Origin of the sequence: Cellulomonas alba (assembly GCF_030362835.1) — a bacterium.
GTDB lineage: Bacteria > Actinomycetota > Actinomycetes > Actinomycetales > Cellulomonadaceae > Cellulomonas > Cellulomonas alba.
On sequence record NZ_JAUCGQ010000001.1, the window covers coordinates 2407764 to 2427320 of the forward strand.

At 73.1% G+C, this 19557-nt stretch carries 17 protein-coding genes and 1 riboswitch; of the genes, 13 read left to right on the top strand and 4 right to left on the bottom strand.

The features are described 5' to 3' along the window. Positions 1–84: 84 nt before the first annotated feature. Positions 85–1560 (top strand): NCS2 family permease, encoded by a 1476-nt coding sequence (locus QRT04_RS11015; protein ID WP_289455282.1) that lies wholly within the window; start codon positions 85–87, stop codon positions 1558–1560. 98 nt (positions 1561–1658) lie between these two features. On the opposite strand, the gene QRT04_RS11020 is transcribed toward QRT04_RS11015, so the two are convergent. Then, positions 1659–2489, bottom strand: coding sequence for an Ig-like domain-containing protein (locus QRT04_RS11020; RefSeq protein WP_289455284.1), 831 nt, complete (start codon positions 2487–2489; stop codon positions 1659–1661). A 614-nt stretch (positions 2490–3103) separates the two neighbouring features. Between QRT04_RS11020 and QRT04_RS11025 the strand changes: the two genes are divergently transcribed. From QRT04_RS11025 to QRT04_RS11055, 7 genes are all read left to right on the top strand, one after another. Continuing rightward, on the top strand, positions 3104–4588 hold the full coding sequence (locus tag QRT04_RS11025) for a sugar transferase (protein WP_289455285.1): 1485 nt from the start codon (positions 3104–3106) through the stop codon (positions 4586–4588). A 171-nt stretch (positions 4589–4759) separates the two neighbouring features. Beyond that, a complete protein-coding gene (locus QRT04_RS11030) occupies positions 4760–6085 on the top strand; it encodes a UDP-glucose dehydrogenase family protein (RefSeq protein WP_289455287.1) in 1326 nt (441 codons plus the stop codon). A gap of 70 nt (positions 6086–6155) precedes the next feature. Next, positions 6156–6680: a CAP domain-containing protein gene (locus QRT04_RS11035; RefSeq protein ID WP_289455288.1), complete on the top strand. Its 525-nt coding sequence runs from the start codon at positions 6156–6158 to the stop codon at positions 6678–6680. Positions 6681–6747: 67 nt separating this feature from the next. Further along, positions 6748–7170, top strand: a complete 423-nt coding sequence (locus tag QRT04_RS11040; RefSeq protein WP_289455289.1) for a MarR family winged helix-turn-helix transcriptional regulator — start codon at positions 6748–6750, stop codon at positions 7168–7170. Then, on the top strand, positions 7167–8504 hold the full coding sequence (locus QRT04_RS11045; protein WP_289455290.1) for an MFS transporter: 1338 nt from the start codon (positions 7167–7169) through the stop codon (positions 8502–8504). Before QRT04_RS11040 ends, QRT04_RS11045 begins: the two co-directional genes overlap by 4 nt. Positions 8505–8601: 97 nt before the next feature. Beyond that, entirely contained in the window at positions 8602–10485 is a 1884-nt protein-coding gene (locus QRT04_RS11050) for a DUF4012 domain-containing protein (protein WP_289455291.1), read from the top strand. A 108-nt stretch (positions 10486–10593) separates the two neighbouring features. Beyond that, positions 10594–11325: a peptidase gene (locus QRT04_RS11055; protein WP_289455292.1), complete on the top strand. Its 732-nt coding sequence runs from the start codon at positions 10594–10596 to the stop codon at positions 11323–11325. Between the two features lie 81 nt (positions 11326–11406). On the opposite strand, the gene serC is transcribed toward QRT04_RS11055, so the two are convergent. Beyond that, positions 11407–12543: a phosphoserine transaminase gene (gene serC, locus QRT04_RS11060; protein ID WP_289455293.1), complete on the bottom strand. Its 1137-nt coding sequence runs from the start codon at positions 12541–12543 to the stop codon at positions 11407–11409. 88 nt (positions 12544–12631) lie between these two features. Between serC and QRT04_RS11065 the strand changes: the two genes are divergently transcribed. The 5 genes from QRT04_RS11065 to QRT04_RS11085 all read left to right on the top strand — a co-directional run bounded on the left by QRT04_RS11065 (position 12632) and on the right by QRT04_RS11085 (position 17841). Further along, positions 12632–13324 (top strand): metal-dependent transcriptional regulator, encoded by a 693-nt coding sequence (locus tag QRT04_RS11065; RefSeq protein ID WP_289455294.1) that lies wholly within the window; start codon positions 12632–12634, stop codon positions 13322–13324. A gap of 370 nt (positions 13325–13694) precedes the next feature. After that, positions 13695–13877: riboswitch (cyclic di-AMP (ydaO/yuaA leader) on the top strand. 153 nt (positions 13878–14030) lie between these two features. Continuing rightward, the gene (locus QRT04_RS11070) at positions 14031–14690 is read left to right on the top strand and encodes a C40 family peptidase (RefSeq protein ID WP_289455295.1); all 660 of its coding nucleotides are present in this window, start codon (positions 14031–14033) and stop codon (positions 14688–14690) included. A gap of 151 nt (positions 14691–14841) precedes the next feature. Beyond that, positions 14842–15387 carry an HNH endonuclease gene (locus QRT04_RS11075; protein WP_326522464.1) on the top strand — a complete coding sequence of 182 codons (546 nt, stop codon included), beginning with the start codon at positions 14842–14844 and terminating at the stop codon, positions 15385–15387. A 71-nt stretch (positions 15388–15458) separates the two neighbouring features. Next, entirely contained in the window at positions 15459–16382 is a 924-nt protein-coding gene (locus QRT04_RS11080; protein ID WP_289455296.1) for a universal stress protein, read from the top strand. A 232-nt stretch (positions 16383–16614) separates the two neighbouring features. Next, the gene (locus QRT04_RS11085; RefSeq protein ID WP_289455297.1) at positions 16615–17841 is read left to right on the top strand and encodes a CAP domain-containing protein; all 1227 of its coding nucleotides are present in this window, start codon (positions 16615–16617) and stop codon (positions 17839–17841) included. Between the two features lie 95 nt (positions 17842–17936). Here QRT04_RS11085 and ddaH read toward each other — a convergent pair whose 3' ends face one another. Together ddaH and QRT04_RS11095 are read right to left on the bottom strand one after the other, a co-directional pair. After that, positions 17937–18767 (bottom strand): dimethylargininase, encoded by an 831-nt coding sequence (gene ddaH / locus QRT04_RS11090; protein WP_289455299.1) that lies wholly within the window; start codon positions 18765–18767, stop codon positions 17937–17939. 115 nt (positions 18768–18882) lie between these two features. Next, entirely contained in the window at positions 18883–19359 is a 477-nt protein-coding gene (locus tag QRT04_RS11095) for an SRPBCC family protein (protein WP_289455300.1), read from the bottom strand. Positions 19360–19557: the final 198 nt, after the last annotated feature.

A 19557-nucleotide genomic window follows, 5' to 3' on the forward strand; every position in this document is an offset into this window, starting at 1 on the left:
GCCGGACCGTCCGGGCGAACGCCGCACAGGGTAAGTGACGCGCCCATGCGCACCGAAGCAACACCGTTCTGTCACACTGCGCGCATGACTGCGACCTCGCAGGCCGAGGCCACACGCCCGGCCCCCACCCCTCAGAACCCGCTGGACCGGTTCTTCAAGATCAGCGAGCGCGGCTCGACGATCGGCACGGAGATCCGCGGCGGCCTCGTCACGTTCTTCACGATGTGCTACATCATCGTGCTCAACCCGCTGATCATCGGCACGGTCAAGGACGGCCAGGGCAACTTCCTGGCGAACGGCGACCTCGCCGTCATCGCGGCCACGACGGCGCTCGTCGCGGGCGTCATGTCCATCCTCATGGGCGTCGTCGCGAACTTCCCGCTCGCGCTCGCCGCCGGCCTCGGCCTCAACGCCGTGGTCGCCTACTCGATCGCCGCGCTGCCGGGCATGAGCTGGCAGGACGCGATGGGCCTCGTCGTGCTCGAGGGCCTGTTCATCCTCGTGCTCGTCCTGACCGGGTTCCGGGAGGCCGTGTTCAAGGCCGTCCCGATCGAGCTCAAGACGGCGATCAGTGTCGGCATCGGTCTGTTCATCGCCTTCATCGGGTTCGTCGACTCGGGCTTCGTGCGCGCCGGGGCCGGGACCCCCGTCCAGCTCGGCATCAACGGATCGCTCGGCAGCTGGCCCCTCCTCGTGTTCGTGGTCGGCCTGCTGCTGACGATCGTGCTGATGGTCCGCAAGGTGAAGGGCGCGATCCTCATCTCGATCATCGGCGTCACGGTGCTGGCGCTGATCGTCGAGGCCATCGGCGCGATCGGGGCGCACGGGGACAAGAACCCCGGCGGCTGGATGCTCAACGTCCCGAAGTTCCCCGGCTTCGGCCACCTCGTCCAGACCCCCGACTTCAGCATCGTCGGCCACTTCTCGCTGCTGGGCGGCATCCGTCAGATCGGCGTGCTCGCCGTCATCCTGCTCGTGTTCTCGCTGATGCTCGCCGACTTCTTCGACACGATGGGCACGATGGTCGCCATCGGCGGCGAGGCCGGCCTGCTCGACAAGGACGGCAACCCGCCGCGGACGCGCCAGATCCTGATCGTCGACTCCGTCGCCGCGGCGGCTGGTGGTGCGGCGAGCGTCTCGTCCAACACCGCGTACATCGAGTCCGCCTCGGGCGTCGGAGACGGTGCGCGCACGGGCCTCGCGGCCGTGACGACCGGCATCTGCTTCCTGCTCGCGACGTTCCTCGCGCCGCTCGTGGAGCTCGTGCCCTCGGAGGCCGCGACGCCGGCCCTGGTCGTCGTCGGCTTCCTCATGGTCATGCAGGTGGCGGGCATCAACTGGCGCAACTACGAGGTCGCCATCCCGGCGTTCCTGACGATCGTGATCATGCCGTTCACGTACTCGATCACGGCCGGCATGGGCGCGGGCATCATCACGTTCGTCGTGATCAAGCTGGCGCTCGGCAAGGCGAAGCTCGTGCACCCGCTGATGTGGATCATCTCGGTGCTGTTCGTCGTGTACTTCCTGCTCGGTCCGATCAAGGACGCGCTCGGGATCTGACGCGCCGAGCGCACGCGACAACGGCGAGGCCCCGTCCCTGTGGAGCGGACGGGGCCTCGCCGTCGTGTGCATCGGTCAGACGCGTCGGACGGGCGCGGTCAGGCGAACCAGACGTAGCCCGAGCGGCCGCCGAGACCCCAGCCGAGGGCGGAGTGCCACGAGCCAGGGCGGAAGCTCACGCCGTGCGGGCCCCCGGAGTGCTGACGGACGGTGAGCGTCGTCTGGTCGGAGCTCCCGAGCAGCCCGGTGCTCGACGGGGTGAACGTCGCGGTGACGAGGTAGGTGCCGGCGCGCAGGCCCGGTACCGAGACGGTGGCGGCGCCGTGGTGGAGCGTCGCGACGAGCGTTCGACCGCCGACCGTGAACCTGACGGAGCCCTCGGGCCTCGCCGGTCCCTGCGCGGTGACGCGGGCGGTGATCGCGGCGACCTGACCGACCCGGATGGGCGGCGCGTTCACGTGCGTGCGGGTCTGCGTCGCGAGCACGAACAGCGTCGCCGAGCCGGAGCTCGCCTTCCACCGCGAGCCCGCGGTCGGCGTGTAGCGGACGCTCACCGGGTACGTCCCGGGCGCGAGGCCGCGGATGCGTGCCGTCGCCCCGCCGTGGTGGAGCGCGAGCGTCTGCGTCCGACCGGCGACGGTGATCGTGACGAGGCCGCTCGGCGTCCCCGCGCCCGAGAAGACGGAGACGAACACCTGCGCCGGTCTGTTGCCCGAGGTGGGCGGGGCCCACACCGCCGTGAAGGTCGGCACGCTCGCCGGGTACGGCGGACGCGGGTGCGGATGGTGGTGGTGATGGTGGTGGTGCGCGGGAGTCGCGCTGGACTGCGTGACGACGGGCGGTCCCGCCGCGAGGGCAGGAGTCGCGAGGGTGGCGCCGGCGGCGACGCCGACAGCGACCGCGAGGGCGGTCAGGGTGCGTCGAAACATGCGGGCTCCCGTGTCCGTAGGTTCAGGGAATGCTCCGGTTTGACCGATGCGTCACCGATCGTGCTCCGCACCCGGAGGTGGACGCCAGGTGCGGACCAAATGCTGGTCACAATCGTTTCTTACTGGACAATCACACGGGTGTGACCTGGCCAAATGGCGCCTGGAACTGCGTCTCGAGGGCGGCCCATTGCCTGGACAATTGCCCAACTATGCCCGCGTTCTGCTCGGCGGCTGGCGCCGATGGCCGCTCCGCGACCTGGGCGTTTGCCCAACTCCAGGCCTGCGACACCCGACCGGAGGGCAGCTGGCGAGCGTGCCGAGCCGCCTTTCGACCGCCCTGCGAACGTCGTCCACGGCGGGATCCCCGGCCGACGGAGCAGGTGGCCGTCGGCCGTTCGCTCGACCGGGGTGGCCGACCGCGCGGCTCGTGGCGAGGCCGCGCGGGGCAGTGAGGGGCAAGGCGTCTCACGCCTCGAACATCGATTTCCCCCATTTTGGTGCAGCGTTACGCAATTCCCACCCCGAGGTCGTGGCGAGCCATTGGTTATCGGTACCCTGCGTTCATCGGCGACAGTCAGGGGAGGGCGGCCGCCGGCACTTCGAGGGGCACTCGCATGACCCAGGTCCACCACGACCACGACACGATCGTGACGTCGGGCGCACGACGACCCGCTGGGGCGTCCTGGGCGTCGTCCTACGCCAGCCGGATCGCTGTGAGCGATGCCGTCTGCGTCGTGTTCGCGATGGTGGTCGCGTACGTCGTGCGGTTCGACCCGAGCCGCGGCACCGTGGTCGCGGGCGACTTCGCGCCGTCCTACCTGTCGCTCTCGGTCGGCCTCGCGGTCGCCTGGCTCGTGGCGTTGGCGGTCGTGCGCAGCCGCGATCGTCGCGTCGTCGGCGCAGGTCCCGGCGAGTACCAGCGGGTGTTCACGGCGACGTGGCGGCTCTTCGCGCTCGTCGCGATCGCGGCGTACATGCTCAAGATGCAGATCGGGCGCGGGTACCTCGCGATCGCCGCACCGCTCGGCCTCGCACTGCTCCTCACCGGCCGCGCGGCCTGGCGTCGGTGGCTCCGGCGCATGCGCGACCAGGGAGAGTTCCGGTCGGGCATCGTCGTCATCGGCCATCGTGCCAAGGCCGCTCGGCTCATCGAGGAGCTCAACCACGCCCCCCACTCCGGGTACACGGTGGTCGGCGTGTGCGTGCCCGAAGGTGAGGTCGCACCCAACGAGCGCATCCACGGCGTCCCTGTCCTCGGGTCGATGAACGACGCGGCGCACGCCGCCGTCGACGTCGGCGCAGCGGCCGTCGCCGTCAGCGGCTCGGACGCGGTGACGTCCGAGGCGGTGCGCCAGCTCGGCTGGGACCTCGAGGGCACCGGGATCGACCTGGCGCTGACGCTCGCGCTCCTCGACGTGGCCGGCCCCCGCGTGATGCTGTCCCCCGTCAACGACCTGCCGCTGATGTACGTCGACGAGCCGCGGTTCTCCGGCGGCCGCTACGTGCTGAAGTCAGCCTTCGACTGGGTCACGGCCCTGGCGATCACGGTCGTGATCTCTCCGTTGCTGATCACGATCGCCGTGCTGGTCAAGGCCACGAGCCCGGGTCCGGTCTTCTACCGCCAGGAGCGGGTCGGCAAGGACGGCCGCCACTTCGGCATGGTGAAGTTCCGCTCGATGCGCCGCGACGCGCACTCGATGCTCGAGGCGGTGCTTGCCGCCGAAGGCGCGGACAGCCTCGGCCTGTTCTACAAGCCCAAGAACGACCCGCGCGTGACGAAGGTCGGGCGCGTCCTGCGCCGCTACTCGCTCGACGAGCTCCCGCAGCTCCTCAACGTGCTCAACGGCACGATGAGCCTCGTCGGCCCGCGGCCGCAGATCGACGCCGAGGTCGCGCTCTACGACCGCCGCGCGTCCCGCCGCCTGCTCGTCAAGCCGGGCCTCACGGGCCTGTGGCAGGTCTCGGGCCGCAGCGACCTGCCGCCCGACGAGGCGATCCGCCTCGACGTGCGCTACGTCGAGAACTGGACGCTCTTCGGCGACCTCCTGATCATGGCGCGGACCGTGAAGGCGATGTTCGCGGCCGAAGGCGCGTACTGACCCGTCCTCCGGACGGCAGCAGCGCTGGGCTTGACGTTCGCCCCGTGCCGGCGACGAGTCGCGCGCCGGCGCACCGGAAGAGTTCCGTCCCGCCCCTCAGCCTCCCGACCCGCCTCGGCCTGGGAGCACGCCGGTAGGCTCGCGGCGTCTCGACCAGCGAAGGAGTCAGTCGTGCGCGTCAGCGTGATCGGGTGCGGGTACCTGGGTGCGGTCCACGCCGCGGCGATGGCGTCGCTCGGCCACGACGTGGTCGGCATCGACGTCGACGCCGCGAAGGTCGAGGCGTTGGCCGCCGGTCGCGCGCCGTTCTACGAGCCCGGCCTGCCCGAGCTCCTCGTCGAGGTCGGCGCGACGGGCCGGCTGACGTTCAGCACCGACCTCGCCGACGCGGCGGGCGCGGACGTCCACTTCATCTGCGTCGGGACGCCGCAGATGCACGGCGAGTTCCGGGCGGACCTCACGTACGTCGAGGCGGCGACGGCGGGCCTCCTGCCGCACCTGCGGCCCGGCGACGTCGTGGCCGGCAAGTCGACGGTGCCGGTCGGCACGGCGGAGCGGCTCGCCGAGCAGCTCACGTCGACGGGCGCGACGCTCGTCTGGAACCCCGAGTTCCTCCGCGAGGGCTTCGCGGTGCAGGACACGCTGCACCCCGACCGCCTCGTGTACGGGCTGCCGACGGACGACCTCGGCGTCGCGACACCCGAGGGCGAGGCCGCGCGCAAGGTGCTCGACGAGGTGTACGCGGCCCCGCTCGCGGACGACACGCCGCTGGTCGTGACGGACTACGCGACCGCGCAGCTCGTCAAGGTCGCGGCCAACTCGTTCCTTGCCACCAAGATCAGCTTCATCAACGCGATGGCCGAGCTGTGCGAGGCGACCGGCGCCGACGTGACGCGGCTCGCCGACGCGATCGGCTACGACGCGCGCATCGGCCGGCGGTTCCTCAACGCCGGGCTCGGGTTCGGCGGCGGCTGCCTGCCGAAGGACATCCGGGCGTTCATGGCGCGCGCGGGCGAGCTGGGCGTCAGCGACGCGCTCGGCTTCCTGCGCGAGATCGACTCGATCAACCTGCGCCGTCGCGTGCGCGTCGTCGACCTGGCCCGCGAGGTGTGCGACGGCTCGATCGTCGGGCGCCGCATCGCGGTGCTGGGGGCGGCGTTCAAGCCGGACTCGGACGACATCCGCGACTCGCCGGCGCTGTCGGTGGCGGCGCAGATGCAGCTGCAGGGCGCCCACGTGACCGTGACGGACCCGCAGGCGATCGAGAACGCGCGCGCCAAGTGGCCGGACCTGCGGTTCGCGTCGTCGGCCGTCGAGGCGGCGCGGGACGCCGACGTGGTTCTCCTCGCGACCGAGTGGCCGGAGTACCGCGAGCTCGACCCGGCTGCCCTGGGCGAGGTCGTCGCGCACCGCCGGATGCTCGACGGCCGCAACGTGCTCGACCCGGCGGCGTGGCGCGCGGCGGGCTGGACGTACCGGGCGCTCGGCCGTCCGTGAGCCGCGGGCGGCGGCGGTGACGGACGGCGCGGTCCGCGGGGGGGCGGCGGACGCCGGGCCGCCGGAGCCCGTGCATCCGCCGCGGCGCCGGTCGCGCCTGTTCGGCGTCGGCCTGCTCGTCGTCGGCGCAGCGCTCGCCGTGCTCGCCCTCGCGCTCGCGTTCGTCGACCGCTCGCACCCCGACGCCGCCGCCTCGCCGAGCCTGACGCCGTGGTCGACCGCGGGCGCGGACCCGGTGCGTTACGCCGCCCGCCTGGTCGCGCTGACGAACGCCGAGCGCGCCCGCGAGGGGGTGGCAGCCCTGCCGATCTCCGCGTGCGCCACCGTCCAGGCGGACGTCCGTGCCGACGCGCTCGCGGGCGGCAAGCCGCTGGAGCACGCGCCCATGGAGCCGGTCATGACGGCGTGCGGCGTCGCGGAGGCGGGCGAGAACCTCGCGCGCGCGGCCGCGACGCCGGACGACGTCGTGAAGGCGTGGCTGCAGTCGCCCGGCCACCGGTCGAACCTCCTCGACCCGACGTACCACGAGATCGGAGTCGGCTGCCGCCTGGACGGCGACCAGATGCTCTGCTCGCAGGTGTTCCTCGGGCCTTGACGCGTGCCCGCGACCAGCACGCGGAACCCGGAATCATTACGCAAGGTAATGAGTTAGGGTCAGTGTCATGACCACTCGACCCGCTCTCGCCGGCGAGCTGCGCGCGGCGATCATGCTGGCCGCGCGGCGCATCCGGTCGCAGCGCGGAGACGTGGGGCTGTCGGACCCGCAGTACACGGTCCTCGTCTGGCTGACGAAGCGGGGCCCTATGACCCCCGGCCAGCTGGCCGACCTCGAGCGGATCCAGCCGCCGTCCATGACGCGCACGGTCAACGGCCTCGTCGAGCTGGGCCTCGTCGCCAAGGACGAGCACCCGACCGACGGCCGCCAGGTTGTCGTCAGCCTCACCGAGGCCGGCAAGGCCGAGGTCCGCGAGACGCGGCGCCGCCGCGACGCCTGGCTGACCAAGCAGCTGTCCACCATGACCCCCGACGAACGCGCGACGCTCGCCGAGGCCACCGAGCTCCTCCGGAGGATCGCCGACTCGTGAGTCCCACCTTCTCGTCGTTGCAGTACCGGAACTACCGCCTCTGGTTCGCCGGTGCACTCGTGGCCAACGTCGGGACGTGGATGCAGCGTGTCGCGCAGGACTGGCTGGTCCTGACGCAGCTCACGCACGGGTCGGGGGTCGCCGTCGGCGTCACCACCGCGCTGCAGTTCGCGCCGGTGCTGTTCCTGTCGGCGTGGGCGGGCCTGCTCGCGGACCGGTTCGACCGGCGCAAGCTCCTGATGCTGACGCAGGTCGCGCAGGGTGTGCTGGCGGCTGGCCTCGGCGTGCTCGTGCTGGCCGGGCACGCGCAGCTCTGGCAGGTCTACGTGTTCGCCGGCCTGCTCGGCTGCGTCACCGCGATCGACGCGCCGGTCCGGCAGACGTTCGTCGCGGAGCTCGTGCCCGCCGGCAAGCTCTCGAACGCCGTCGGCCTCAACAGCGCGTCGTTCAACGCCGCGCGCCTCATCGGTCCCGCGGTCGCGGGCGTGCTCATCGCCGCGGTCGGCACCGGCTGGCTGTTCGTCATCAACGCCCTCAGCTTCGGCGCGACCATCTTCTCGCTGACGCGGATGCGCAGCTCCGAGCTGAACCGCATGCCGCACGCGCCGCGCCGCAAGCGGCAGATCCGCGAGGGCGTCGCGTACGTGCGCCGCCGCAGCGACATCGTCGTGATCATGGTGGTCGTCGGCGTCGTGTCGACGTTCGGCCTCAACTTCCAGCTGACGAGCGCCATGATGGCGAGCCAGGTGTTCGGCCGCGGCGCGGGGGAGTACGGGCTGCTCGGCTCCGTGATGGCGATCGGCTCGCTCGCGGGCGCGCTGCTGGCGGCGCGGCGCGAGCGCCCGCGGGTGCGGCTCGTCATCGGGGCGGCCGCCGCGTTCGGCGTCACGAGCGGCGTGATGGCGCTGATGCCGAGCTTCCAGTCGTACGCGGCGGCGAGCATCCTCGTCGGCCTGTCGTCGCTGACGATGATGACGGCCGCCAACTCGACCATCCAGATGAGCACCGACCCCGCGGTGCGCGGGCGCGTGATGGCGCTGTACATGATCGTGTTCCAGGGCGCGACGCCGATCGGTTCCCCGATCGTCGGCTGGATCGGCTCGCAGTTCGGTCCGCGCTGGGCGGTCGGCATCGGCTCGATCACCGCGCTGCTCGTGGCCGCCGGTGCCGGGCTGTGGGCGCAGCGCCGGTGGAACGTGCGGGTCCGGTACCACGTGGCGAGCCGGCCCTACATCGAGGTCGTGCACCTGACGCCGGGCCTCGGCTCGGCGCGCGTCCAGACCGCCGGCCGGCTGGGCGCGCAGGAGGCGGCGGACACGCAGTCCGCTGCCTGACGCCGGACGGAGCGCGTCACCCGGCCGAGCGCGACCACCCGGGTGAATCCGGTCGACCTCGTGCCGCACCCGGTGTCCGAGATGTCACGATCGTCCGATGAGCGCCCCCGTCGAGCCGACCACGTCGGGCCACCCCGATGGCGCGCACGAGCGCGCCGCCGAGCCCGACGCGGCGGCCGGCCAGGACGCCGCCCGCGGACGACCACGCGCGACCCGCGCCGGCCAGGACGCCGCCGCCGCGCGTCGCCCCCACCGCACGGGCCGCATCGTCGTCCGCACGCTGCTCGTCACGGTCCTCGTGGTCGTCGCCGCGGGCTGCTGGCTCGCGTTCCGCGCGTGGCAGGCGAGCACCGCGCTGCTCGACGCGCGGTCGGTCGTCAAGCACGTGCAGGCCGAGGCGGGCACGGGCGGCACGGCGCAGGTGCGGGCCGAGCTGCCGGCCGCCCAGGCGTCGCTGGACAAGGCCCGTCGCGCCACCGCGGACCCCGTCTGGGCGCTCGCCGGCCACCTGCCGTGGATCGGGGACGACCTGCGCGCGGTGCGCACGACGTCGGTCGCGCTCGACGACCTGGCGCGCTCGGCGATCCCCGCGGTGAACCGGATCGACGACATCGCCGCGGCCCAGCGCGAGCCCGGCGCCGACGGACGGATCGCGCTCGGCCCGATCGAGGCGGCCGCGCCGGACGTGCACGCGGCGGCGGTCGGCGCGGCACGCGCGGACGCGACGCTCGCGACGATCGACACGGGCAGGCTCCTCTCGCCGCTCGCGAGTCCGGTCGACGAGGCGCGGGACGCGGTGCACAAGGTCGCGCGCCAGCTCGCCACGGGCGACCAGGTCATCACGCTCGTGCCCGCGATGCTCGGCGCCGACGGGCCGCGCAGCTACCTGCTCGTCTCGCTGAACTCGGCCGAGCTCCGGACGCCCGGCGGCATCCCCGGTGCGTTCGCGCTGCTGCACGCGAACGACGGTGCGCTCGACCTCACGGACCAGCGCTCGACGATCGACCTGCCGCACCTCGCGACGCCGGTCCTGCCGCTGACCGCCGAGGAGCTCACGCTCCACACGGACCTGCTGGGCCGCTACGTGCAGGACGCGCTGCTGACGCCCGACTTCCCGCGGGCCGCGCAGCTGCTCGTCGCGCGGTGGGAGCTCGCGGCCGGCAGCAAGGTCGACGGCGTCATCGCGACCGACCCCGTGGCGGCCAAGTACCTGCTGGACGTCATCGGCGCGGTGCACGTCAAGAAGGGACCGACGCTGACGGCGGGCACCCTCCTGCCGGCCGTGCTTCACGACTCGTACCTGACGACACCCGACCCCGCCGCCAACGACCGGTTCTACGCGAAGGTCGCGACCGCGATCTTCCGCGCGGTCGGCGCGGGCCAGGGCGGCGACCAGCGTGGCGTCGTCGACGCCCTGGGACGCGCGGGCTCCGAGGGGCGTCTGCGCATCTGGTCGGCGCACGCCGACGAGCAGCGCCGCCTGGTCGGCACCACCGTCGGTGCCGCGTTCCTCACCGGCCCGCACGGCGACGACGCGGGCGTGTTCCTCGACGACGCCACCGCGGGCAAGCTCGACTACTACCTGACGACGCGCTACTCGATCACCGACCTGAGGTGCACCGGCGCCGACCCCGGCGCGACGGTGCGCGTCTCGCTCGACTACCACCCGCCGGCGAACGTGACGACGTTCCCGGAGTACGTGACCGGCCCGCACGTGGTGCCCGTGGGGGACCTGGCGACGCGGGTCAGCGTGTACGCACCGCAGGGCGCGCCGCGCCCGGAGCTGCGCGTCGGCGACGGGTTCGTCTCCGGCGTCACCGGCACGGCGAACGGCCGCCAGGTGCAGAGCGCGTCGTCCCTGCTCAAGCCGGGTGGCAGCGCGGTCTACACGTTCACCGTCCCCGTCCGGAACGGCGCCGTCGACGTGTGGACCACCCCGACGCTCACGAGCCCGGGCCACGTGCACGCCACGTGCGGCTGAAACCGGCTGAGACCCGCGAAATCACCCGGCTGGACGCACCGAGCGCGTCGCCCGATAAGGGATGATCGTGGGGAAATGTCCGACTTCTGATCACGCAAGGAGCTCATCATGGCCAGATTCCGGCGGGGCGCGCTCGCCGCGCTGGTCACCGTTCTCGTTGGCTTGTTCGTCGCGGCGCCCTCGCTCGCGGCCGACAGCTCGGACGGCTCGACCCAGGGTGCGACCGTGTCAGCGACGTCCGAGCCGCAGTTCGGCTGCCTCGGCGCGACGGACAGCTACGGGGCACCGCTGCCCTGCCAGCTGAGCGTCAACGTGCTCGAGCCCATCTGCGACAACGACGTCCCCTACCTCTCGTACGCCGTGACGGCGACCGGCTCGCCGAACACGACCGTCACGATCACGTGGATCAACCCGACCGGCCAGAGCGTCGTGTACGCCAACCTGCCGCTGACGGGCCGGGTGCTGTGGCCCGGAGCCGTGGTCGACGCGCAGGGCAACCCGCTCGACTGGCCCGGCTGGCGTCAGCTGTCGGACGGCACGTGGGTGCAGGGCGACGAGTTCGACTGGGTCCGCCCGAGCGTCCAGGTCCTGTTCAAGGTGAACCCGGAGGCGACCGTGACGGTCGGCTACCCGCCCGCCACGCCGACCTGCAGCGCCAACCCGCCGGGGAGCCAGGTGCTCGACGACAACCCGACCGACGGGCCGACGAGCGGCGTGCTCGCCGCGACCGGCTCGAACGACGCCAAGCCGATCACCCTCGCGGCCCTCGGGCTCGTGCTGGCCGGTGCGGTCGCCGTGACGCTGGCCGTCGTCACCCGCCGTCGTCACCACACGCGCTGACGCCGACACCTCCCGCAGACCAGGACGCCCGGTGCCCCACCCTGGGGGCACCGGGCGTCCGGCCGTCGTCGCGCTCGCGGACTAGCTGAGCCGCTCGACCACGTGGTCGATGCACGCGGTGAGCGCGAGCACGTCCTCCGGGTCGACCGCGGGGTACATCGCGACGCGCAGCTGGTTGCGGCCGAGCTTGCGGTACGGCTCGACGTCGACGACGCCGTGGCGCCGCAGCACCTTGGCCACCGTGGCCGCCTCGACCTCGGGCTCGAAGTCGATGGTGCCCACGACGTTCGAGCGCACCGCCGGGTCGGTGACGAACGGCGACGTCCAGTCGCGCGAGTCGGCCCAGCCGTAGAGGTGCCCGGCCGACGTCGCGGTGCGGGCTGCGGCCCAGTCGAGGCCGCCGGACGCGAGGATCCAGTCGAGCTGCTCCGCGAGCAGCACGAGCGTCGCGATCGCCGGGGTGTTCAGCGTCTGGTCGAGCCGTGAGTTGGCGACGGCGGTGGTGAGCGACAGCGACTCCGGCACCCAGCGCGACGCCTCGACGCGCTCGGCCCGCTCGACCGCCGCGGGGGAGAGCAGCGCGAGCCACAGCCCGCCGTCCGACGCGAACGACTTCTGCGGCGCGAAGTAGTACGCATCGGTCTGCGCGACGTCGACCGCCAGGCCGCCGGCGCCCGACGTCCCGTCGACCACGACGAGCGCCCCGTCGTCCTTCGAACCCGGCACCCGACGCACGGGGGCGACGGCGCCGGTGGAGGTCTCGTTGTGGGGCCACGCGTAGACGTCGACGCCCGCCACGCGCTCCGGCACCGCCGACTGCCCGGCGGGCACGGTCGTGACGACGGGCGCGTCGAGGAAGGGCGCCCTGTCGGCAGCGGCGGCGAACTTCGCGCCGAACTCGCCGAAGCTCGCGTGCGCCGAGCGCTTCTCGACCAGGCACAGCGTGGCGACGTCCCAGAACAGGGTCGAGCCGCCGTTGCCCAGCACCACCTCGTACCCGTCGGGCGCGCCGAACAGCTCCGCGAGGCCGGCCCGGACCCGCCCGACCAGCCCGCGCACCGGCGCCTGCCGGTGGGACGTGCCGAGCAGCGACCGGCCGACGGCCGAGAGCGCGTCGACCTGCTCGAGGCGCACCTTCGACGGCCCGGAGCCGAACCGACCGTCGCGCGGCAGCAGGTCGGCGGGGATGGTGATCGACTCGAACGGTGCGGCAGTCACGCGGGAAGGATAGGCCGTCCGCTCTCCGCCCCGACTAGGCTTTCACCGCCCGCGCCGCGGCGGACGCGGACAGTAGTGGAGGACGGCAGTGAGCGACCTGATCGATACGACGGAGATGTACCTCAAGACGATCTACGAGCTCACCGAAGAGGGCATCACGCCGCTGCGTGCCCGGATCGCGGAGCGTCTCGGTCACTCCGGCCCCACGGTCAGCCAGACCGTCGCCCGGATGGAGCGCGACGGGCTCGTGGTCGTCACCGGCGACCGCCACCTCGAGCTCACCGACGTCGGGTACGCCAAGGCGACCCGCGTCATGCGCAAGCACCGCCTCGCCGAGCGGCTCCTCACCGACGTCGTCGGCCTCGAGTGGCCGTACGTCCACGAGGAGGCGTGCCGGTGGGAGCACGTGATGAGCGAGCGCGTCGAGAAGCGCCTCGCGGCCCTGCTCGACCACCCGCACTTCGACCCGTACGGCAACCCGATCCCCGGCCTCTCGGAGCTCGGCGAGGAGACGACGCGGGTCGGGTTCCTCGACGGCGTCGTGCCGCTGGTCACTGAGGGCCGCGCCGTGCCGGACGGCAAGGTGACCGTGGTCCGCATCGCCGAGCCGCTCCAGGTGGACGTCGAGCTGCTGACGCGCCTCGCCGAGGTCGGCGTCCGGCCGGGCGGCGAGCTCGTGGTCGAGCGCGGCGACGGGCAGATGACGATCGGCGTGCCGGGCGGGGAGTCCGTGCTCGACCTGCCCGACGAGGTCGCGCGGCACATCTTCGTCGCGGTCTGAGCACGCCTGCCGCCATCTGAGCAGCCTGCTGCCACCTGAGCAGTTTGCCGCCGTCCAGGCTCGCAGGTGTCGTCCGGGTGCCGCCCAGGTGGCGCCCCGGCCTCGTCCGGGGTCCTTCCCGACGACTTCCCGGCGTCTTCCCGGCGATCCGGACACGCGGCCGTGACCTTCGCCATGGCCGCCGGGTGAACCGCTCGACACCGTTATCGGGCCCAGGACCAGCATCGCCGCAGGTCACACGACGGCGCCTCGTCGGTCTGCAAGTCGCTTGTCCAACACGAGGGATCCGCGTCGTGATCGGAGCGTGACAATGGTCCTGGGGGTCGGGTACGGTCGGCCTTGCTTCTCGGAACCCTCAGCTGAGAAGCCCTCGAGCGGAACGCCGAACCCTGCCGCCGCGAGAGGCCGTTGACACCGCCGGCAGGGGCGGGGGACCCAATTTCGGGCACCGAAAGGTGCCCTTGGGGTGAAGTCGGAACGGCTCGTCCGTCCCGGCCGGGTGTTCTCCCACCCGAACCCGACAGCTCACCTCGTAGGCGACCGGAGAGGCCCTGCGTTGACCGTGAGCACCACTCGCGCCCGCCATCGCGCCGCACGACGACCCTCGACGCCGCTGTCGGGGTTCGCCCAGGCGGCGACCGATCAGCTGGGCACCGTCGGACGTCGTACCGCCGTCGTCGCCGCATCGTCGGGACTCGTCGTCTCGATGCTGAGCACCCCCGCCGGGGCCACGAGTGGCAGCGATGCCACCGGCCCGCTGGCCGACGTCGACACCGCGTCCCTGGCCGCGTCCGCCCTGGCGCTGCTCGACACCGCCCCCGTCGTCACGTCGCCGGCCGATGCCGCGTGGACGTTCGACGCGCCGGCCGTCAAGGCCGTGAAGGCGAAGGCCGAGGTCAAGGCTGACCCGACGCCGACCCGCTCGGCCCTCCGCGCCGCGTCGCGCAGCGTCTCCCGCGTCGCGGACGACAACGGCAACGACGACAACGGCGGCAGCTCGTCGGCGCACAACAACCCGATCCCGCAGTCCGTCTCGGGCAACAAGGTGCTCGAGATCGCGGCGCGCTACGTCGGCGTCCCGTACGTGTACGGCGGCTCGACGCCGTCCGGCTTCGACTGCTCCGGCTTCGTCGACTACGTGTACGCGCAGCTCGGCGTCGACCTGCCGCGCAGCTCGGGCGGCATCCGCAGCGCGCTCAAGGTCGTCTCGCGCGCCGACGCCAAGCCGGGCGACATCATCTGGACGCCGGGCCACGTCGCGATCTACGCGGGCGGCAACCAGCAGATCGACGCGCCGCGACCCGGCAAGACGATCCAGTTCCGCGCGATCTGGCAGAGCTCGCCCGTGTTCCTGCGGGTCGGCTGACCGACAGACCCCCCCCGGAGGCCCGGCGACCACGTGTCGCCGGGCCTTCGTGCTTTTCCGCTGGGGTCGGCGGTTACTCTGGTCGCGCACCACGCTGTTGCCTCGCGGTCCGGCAGCCAGCCGGTCCGAACCCGTACATCGGGAGGACGCCGTGCTCACGAACGCCCCGGAGGTCGTCGGCCCGACCAGGTCGCCGCTCGCGTCGAGCGCTCGCACCCTGCTGCTGAACGCCAGCATGGAACCGTTGTGCATCCTGCCGCTCAAGCGTGCGGTGATGCTCGTGATGAGCGGCAAGGCCACCGTGCTCGAGACGGACGGGCGGCAGCTGCACGCCGAGCACGTCTCGGTGCCGTTGCCCGTGGTCCTCTGCCTGACGCGGTACGTGCACGTGCCGGTGCGTCGGCCCGTCCCGCCGACCAGACGCACGGTGCTCGCACGCGACAGCCACCGGTGCGCGTACTGCGGCGGCGGCGCCGACACGGTCGACCACGTGCACCCGCGCTCGCGCGGCGGCCGGCACGAGTGGTCGAACGTCGTGGCGGCGTGCGTGCGGTGCAACCACCGCAAGGCGGATCGGCTGCTGCACGAGATCGGCTGGGAGCTGTCGTTCACGCCGCGGGCTCCGCGGTGGTCCGTCGCGTTCGGCACCGCCGCGACGCGCGCCGAGCCCCTGTGGAGCCAGTACCTCGTCGCGTAGCCGTCACCCGGCGCGAGTGGACCGGGCCCACGGTCGCGTCAGTCGGTGCGCGTCGTGCCAGGCTAGAGGGCATGACGCGAGACGACGTGGTCCTCGTCGGGGTCGACGGCTCGACGCCGAGCCTGCACGCGCTCGACTGGGCGGCCGCGCACGCCGCCCAGCACCACTGGGGACTGCGTCTCGTCACGAGCTACGCGCTGCCGTCGTTCACGGCCGCCTCCCTCGACGGCGGCTACGCCGCGCTCGACGACAGCTCGATCCGCCAGGGCGCGCGGGCGGTGCTCGACGAGGCGGTCGCCCGTGTCGCGGGCATCGGCGTGCCGGTGACGGCGCAGGTGCACACCGGCGACGCGGCCGGCGTGCTCGTCGAGCTGTCGCGCGAGGTCCGGCTGGCCGTCGTCGGGACGCGGGGGCGCGGTGGTTTCGCGGACCGGCTGCTCGGCACGGTCTCGTCGGCGCTGCCCGCGCACGCGCAGTGCCCGACCGTCGTCGTGCCGCTGCGCGCCGACGGGCACCCGCTGCCGGACGACGCGCCGGTGCCGGACGTGCGGCCCGTGCGGCGCGTCGTGGTCGGTGTCGACGGCTCACCGCAGGCGGAGCTCGCGCTGCGGCAGGCCATCGCGGAGGCCGCCGTGTGGGGTGCCGAGGTCACCGCGGTGTCGGGCGTGCCCGTGGGATCGATGACGGGCCTGCTGGCCTGGCTGCCGTCGGCGGTGGACCACGAGCAGGTGCTGCGCGACGTCGAGGAGGGCCTCGGCGTGGTGGTCGAGCGCGCCCTCGAGGACCACCCGGACGTGCCCGTCAAGAAGTACGCGCTGGACGGCGGCGGCGCCGAGCTGCTGACCGAGTTCTCCGTCGCCACGGACCTGATCGTGGTGGGCTCGCGGGGTCGTGGCGGGTTCGCCGGGCTGCTGCTGGGCTCGACGAGCCAGGCGGTGCTGCATCACTCGAACTGCCCCGTGATGATCGTGACCCAGCGGGCCGCCGACCGCTGACGCGAGTGTGATCTACGTCACACGTGACGTGTGACCGGCGTCCTAGGGCGCCTTCTCGACGCGCACCTACCGTTGACCTGCGCTATCACTCGTACGAGTGACCGGATTGTGCCAGCACATCCGAAGTATCCCCGGTTACTGAACCGGCGTGTCGCCTCAAGTCGGGCGTTCCGGATGCCGATCCGTGCGTGAGATCCCCGGTGGGTCAGGGGACGACGGAGGGAAGAACACCATGTCGACTGCCAGTCGTGAGGGGTCGTCGCGCAGCGCCGCGACCCAGACGGAGAGCGATCCCACCACCGGCGAGACGCCCGGCGCCGCCCCCGCGGTCCAGGATCAGGGGGTCGGCGCATCACCTCGCAAGCGCCTCTCGTGGGTGCCGAGCCAGCGCGGTGCCTCCGCCGCCGAGCAGCCCGCCGCCACCGCCCGGCACCGCCGGCGTGTCGCGGTCCTCGTGGCCGCCGTGACCGTGGTCGCCACCGCGGGCGTCGCCTTCGGTGACGACGCGATCGCCTCGCTCGGGCACGACAGCCCGTCGAGCGACCAGAGCGTCGCGGCCGGCGAGCTGCCGGACGCCACGGCGCATGCGCAGGCGGTCGACGCCGCGCGGCTCGCGCTCGCCCACGCCCAGCAGACACTCGCCGCGGCGACCCACGTGAAGGCCGGCCAGTCCGACGCCCTCCAGGCGTCCGCGGCGTCGCTGCAGTCACTCGTCGACGACGCGACGTCGACGGCCGCGGCGCTGACGGCGGCGACGTCGCAGCTGGCCGCGGACGACGCCGCGCTCGGGGACGCCGAGAGCACGGCAGTCGCCGAGCAGGTCGCGGCCGACAACGCCGCCAAGGCTGCCGCGGCCGCGCACAACGCCGCCGCGCAGCACGCCGCAGCCCAGAAGGCCGCCGCGCAGAAGGCGGCCGCGCAGAAGGCGGCGGCGCAGAAGGCCGCGACCCAGCACGCCGCGGCGCAGAAGGCCGCCGCGCAGCGGGCCGCGGCGCAGAAGGCCACCACGACGACGCACTCGACCACGAAGGCGCCCGTCAAGACGACCACCACGACGACCGTCCGGTCGACGAGCGGGACCGCTGCGCTGTCGCGCGTGCCCTCGGGCGGGCTCGCGTGCACGTCGCGGGGCTCGGGCGCACACGCGGCGAGCGCGGCGTCGCTCGGTGCGGCGATCAACTCCTACCGCGCCAGGCACGGCCTCAAGAAGCTGCGGATCGTCACGTCGTCGTCGCTGGTGCGGCACTCGCTGCAGATGGCGAACACCGGCGGCATCTGGCACTCCGGCCACGACAACATCGTCGGCTGCGTCTCGAACGCCAGCTACAGCTACCTGGTGCAGGCGTGGGACCACTCCGCCCCGCACCGCGCGCAGATGCGCCGGACCGGCATCTCGACGATGTACATCGGCGACGCCGAGCGCGGCAGCTGGCTGTACGGGGCGGTGTTCTTCTCCTGACGGCGCACTGACGGGATCCGACCCGGAACGACGCCGCGGCGCGGCCGGCCGTCCTCACGGACGAGCGGGCCGCGCCGCGGCACGTCGGTGGCTCGTCAGGCCGAGCGGATCTCCAGCGTGCAGCACTTGGCGCCGCCACCGCCCTTGAGCAGCTCGGTCGTGTCGACCGGGATCGGCTCGTAGCCGCGCTCGCGGAGCGCCGCCGCGAGGTCCCGTGCGCCGGGCGCGACGACCACGTGCTCGCCGTCGGAGACGGCGTTGAGGCCGAGCGCGGCGGCGTCCTCGTCGGTCGCGACGATCGCGTCGGGGAACAGCTGCCCGAGCACGGCGCGCGACGCGGGCGAGAACGCCGGCGGGTAGTACGCGACCTGCGTCGAGGCGGGGTCGCTCGAGATGATCGCGAGCGCGGTGTCGAGGTGGTAGTAGCGCGCGTCGACGAGCTCGAGCGTGACGACGGGCCGGTTGAACAGCGCCTGCGCCTCGGCGTGCGCGTCGCGCGTCGTGCGGAAGCCGGTTCCCGCGAGCAGCAGGTTGCCGGCGACCAGCATGTCGCCCTCGCCCTCGTTGACGGACGACGCCGTGTGCGTGACGAAGCCCCGGTCGGCGAACCACTTCTGGTACGCGGGGCCCTCGGGGCCGCGCTCGGGGTAGCGGAACTTGGCCGAGTACACGATGCCGTCGACGACCGTCGCACCGTTCGCCGCGTAGACCATGTCGGGCAGGCCCGGGATCGGCTCGATCGTCTCGACCGTGTGGCCGAGGTCGAGGTAGACGTCTCGCAGGCGGCGCCACTGGCTCACGGCGAGGTCCGTGTCGGTGAACCGGGTCTGGTCCATCCACGGGTTGATCTCGTACGACACCGTGTAATGGAGCGGCTCGCACATCAGGTAGTGGCGGGGCGTCGCGCCAGGGGCGGTGGGCGTCATGCGGCTCCTCGGGCTCGGCGGCCGGGGGTCGGGCCGCTGCGCTGACCGGTCCGTGGTCCGGACCGTTCGTCGACGAGCCTACGTTCCCCGCGCCGCGGCGCCCGGCAGCGCCGCCTCAGGCGTGTGCGGAACGCGCGGCGCCGCGCAGCGCGACCCGGATGACGAGGGCCAGCGCGGGGCCGATCAGCCGGGCGGTGAGCGCCCGGGGCAGCGGGCCGACGAGCGCCGCCTCCTCGGCCCAGACGACGAGCGAGCCGCCGCCCGGCTCGTCCCGCACGACGATGTGTGCCCACCCGTGCATCACGGGCCCCTCGCGGACGAAGTGCGCGACGCCCGGGTGCCCGTCGGCAGGCGGGTCCAGGCGCGTGACGCGCATCGAGTCGACCAGGCCGGGAGCGCCGTCGCGGGCGCCGGGACCCGAGACCGCGCGGAACCGGCTGCCCACGTGGAGCGGGCCGTCGACGTCGACGCGCGTCAGCGGGATCCAGTCGGCGTGGTGGCGTACGTCGGTGACCAGCGCGAACGCGTCGGCGGCGGGGAGGGACAGCGGGTGGGCGGCGATGACGGCGCCGGGCCGCGGGGGAGGGGTCACCGGTCGAGCGTCGCGCGTCCGCGCCACGTCGGCGACCCGAGCCCTCGTGGGACGCCCGTCGCCGCGCGTGCTCCGCCGGGTCCGCGAGTTCCGCTCAGGTCAGCGGGTTCCACCACGTCCGAGGGTTCGGCTGCTGTGCGTGAGTTTCTCCAGCCGGCGCGAGTCGTGATCCGCGGATTCGTCCACGAACTCACGGCC

Coding starts and splice junctions, on each gene's coding strand:
- ddaH (WP_289455299.1), bottom strand. CDS start 18,767: ATGACGCCCACCGCCCCTGGCGCGACGCCCCGCCACTACCTGATGTGC.
- QRT04_RS11080 (WP_289455296.1), top strand. CDS start 15,459: ATGACGCGAGACGACGTGGTCCTCGTCGGGGTCGACGGCTCGACGCCG.
- QRT04_RS11055 (WP_289455292.1), top strand. CDS start 10,594: ATGGCCAGATTCCGGCGGGGCGCGCTCGCCGCGCTGGTCACCGTTCTC.
- QRT04_RS11085 (WP_289455297.1), top strand. CDS start 16,615: ATGTCGACTGCCAGTCGTGAGGGGTCGTCGCGCAGCGCCGCGACCCAG.
- QRT04_RS11025 (WP_289455285.1), top strand. CDS start 3,104: ATGACCCAGGTCCACCACGACCACGACACGATCGTGACGTCGGGCGCA.
- QRT04_RS11015 (WP_289455282.1), top strand. CDS start 85: ATGACTGCGACCTCGCAGGCCGAGGCCACACGCCCGGCCCCCACCCCT.
- QRT04_RS11020 (WP_289455284.1), bottom strand. CDS start 2,489: ATGTTTCGACGCACCCTGACCGCCCTCGCGGTCGCTGTCGGCGTCGCC.
- QRT04_RS11040 (WP_289455289.1), top strand. CDS start 6,748: ATGACCACTCGACCCGCTCTCGCCGGCGAGCTGCGCGCGGCGATCATG.
- QRT04_RS11070 (WP_289455295.1), top strand. CDS start 14,031: ATGCTGAGCACCCCCGCCGGGGCCACGAGTGGCAGCGATGCCACCGGC.
- QRT04_RS11050 (WP_289455291.1), top strand. CDS start 8,602: ATGAGCGCCCCCGTCGAGCCGACCACGTCGGGCCACCCCGATGGCGCG.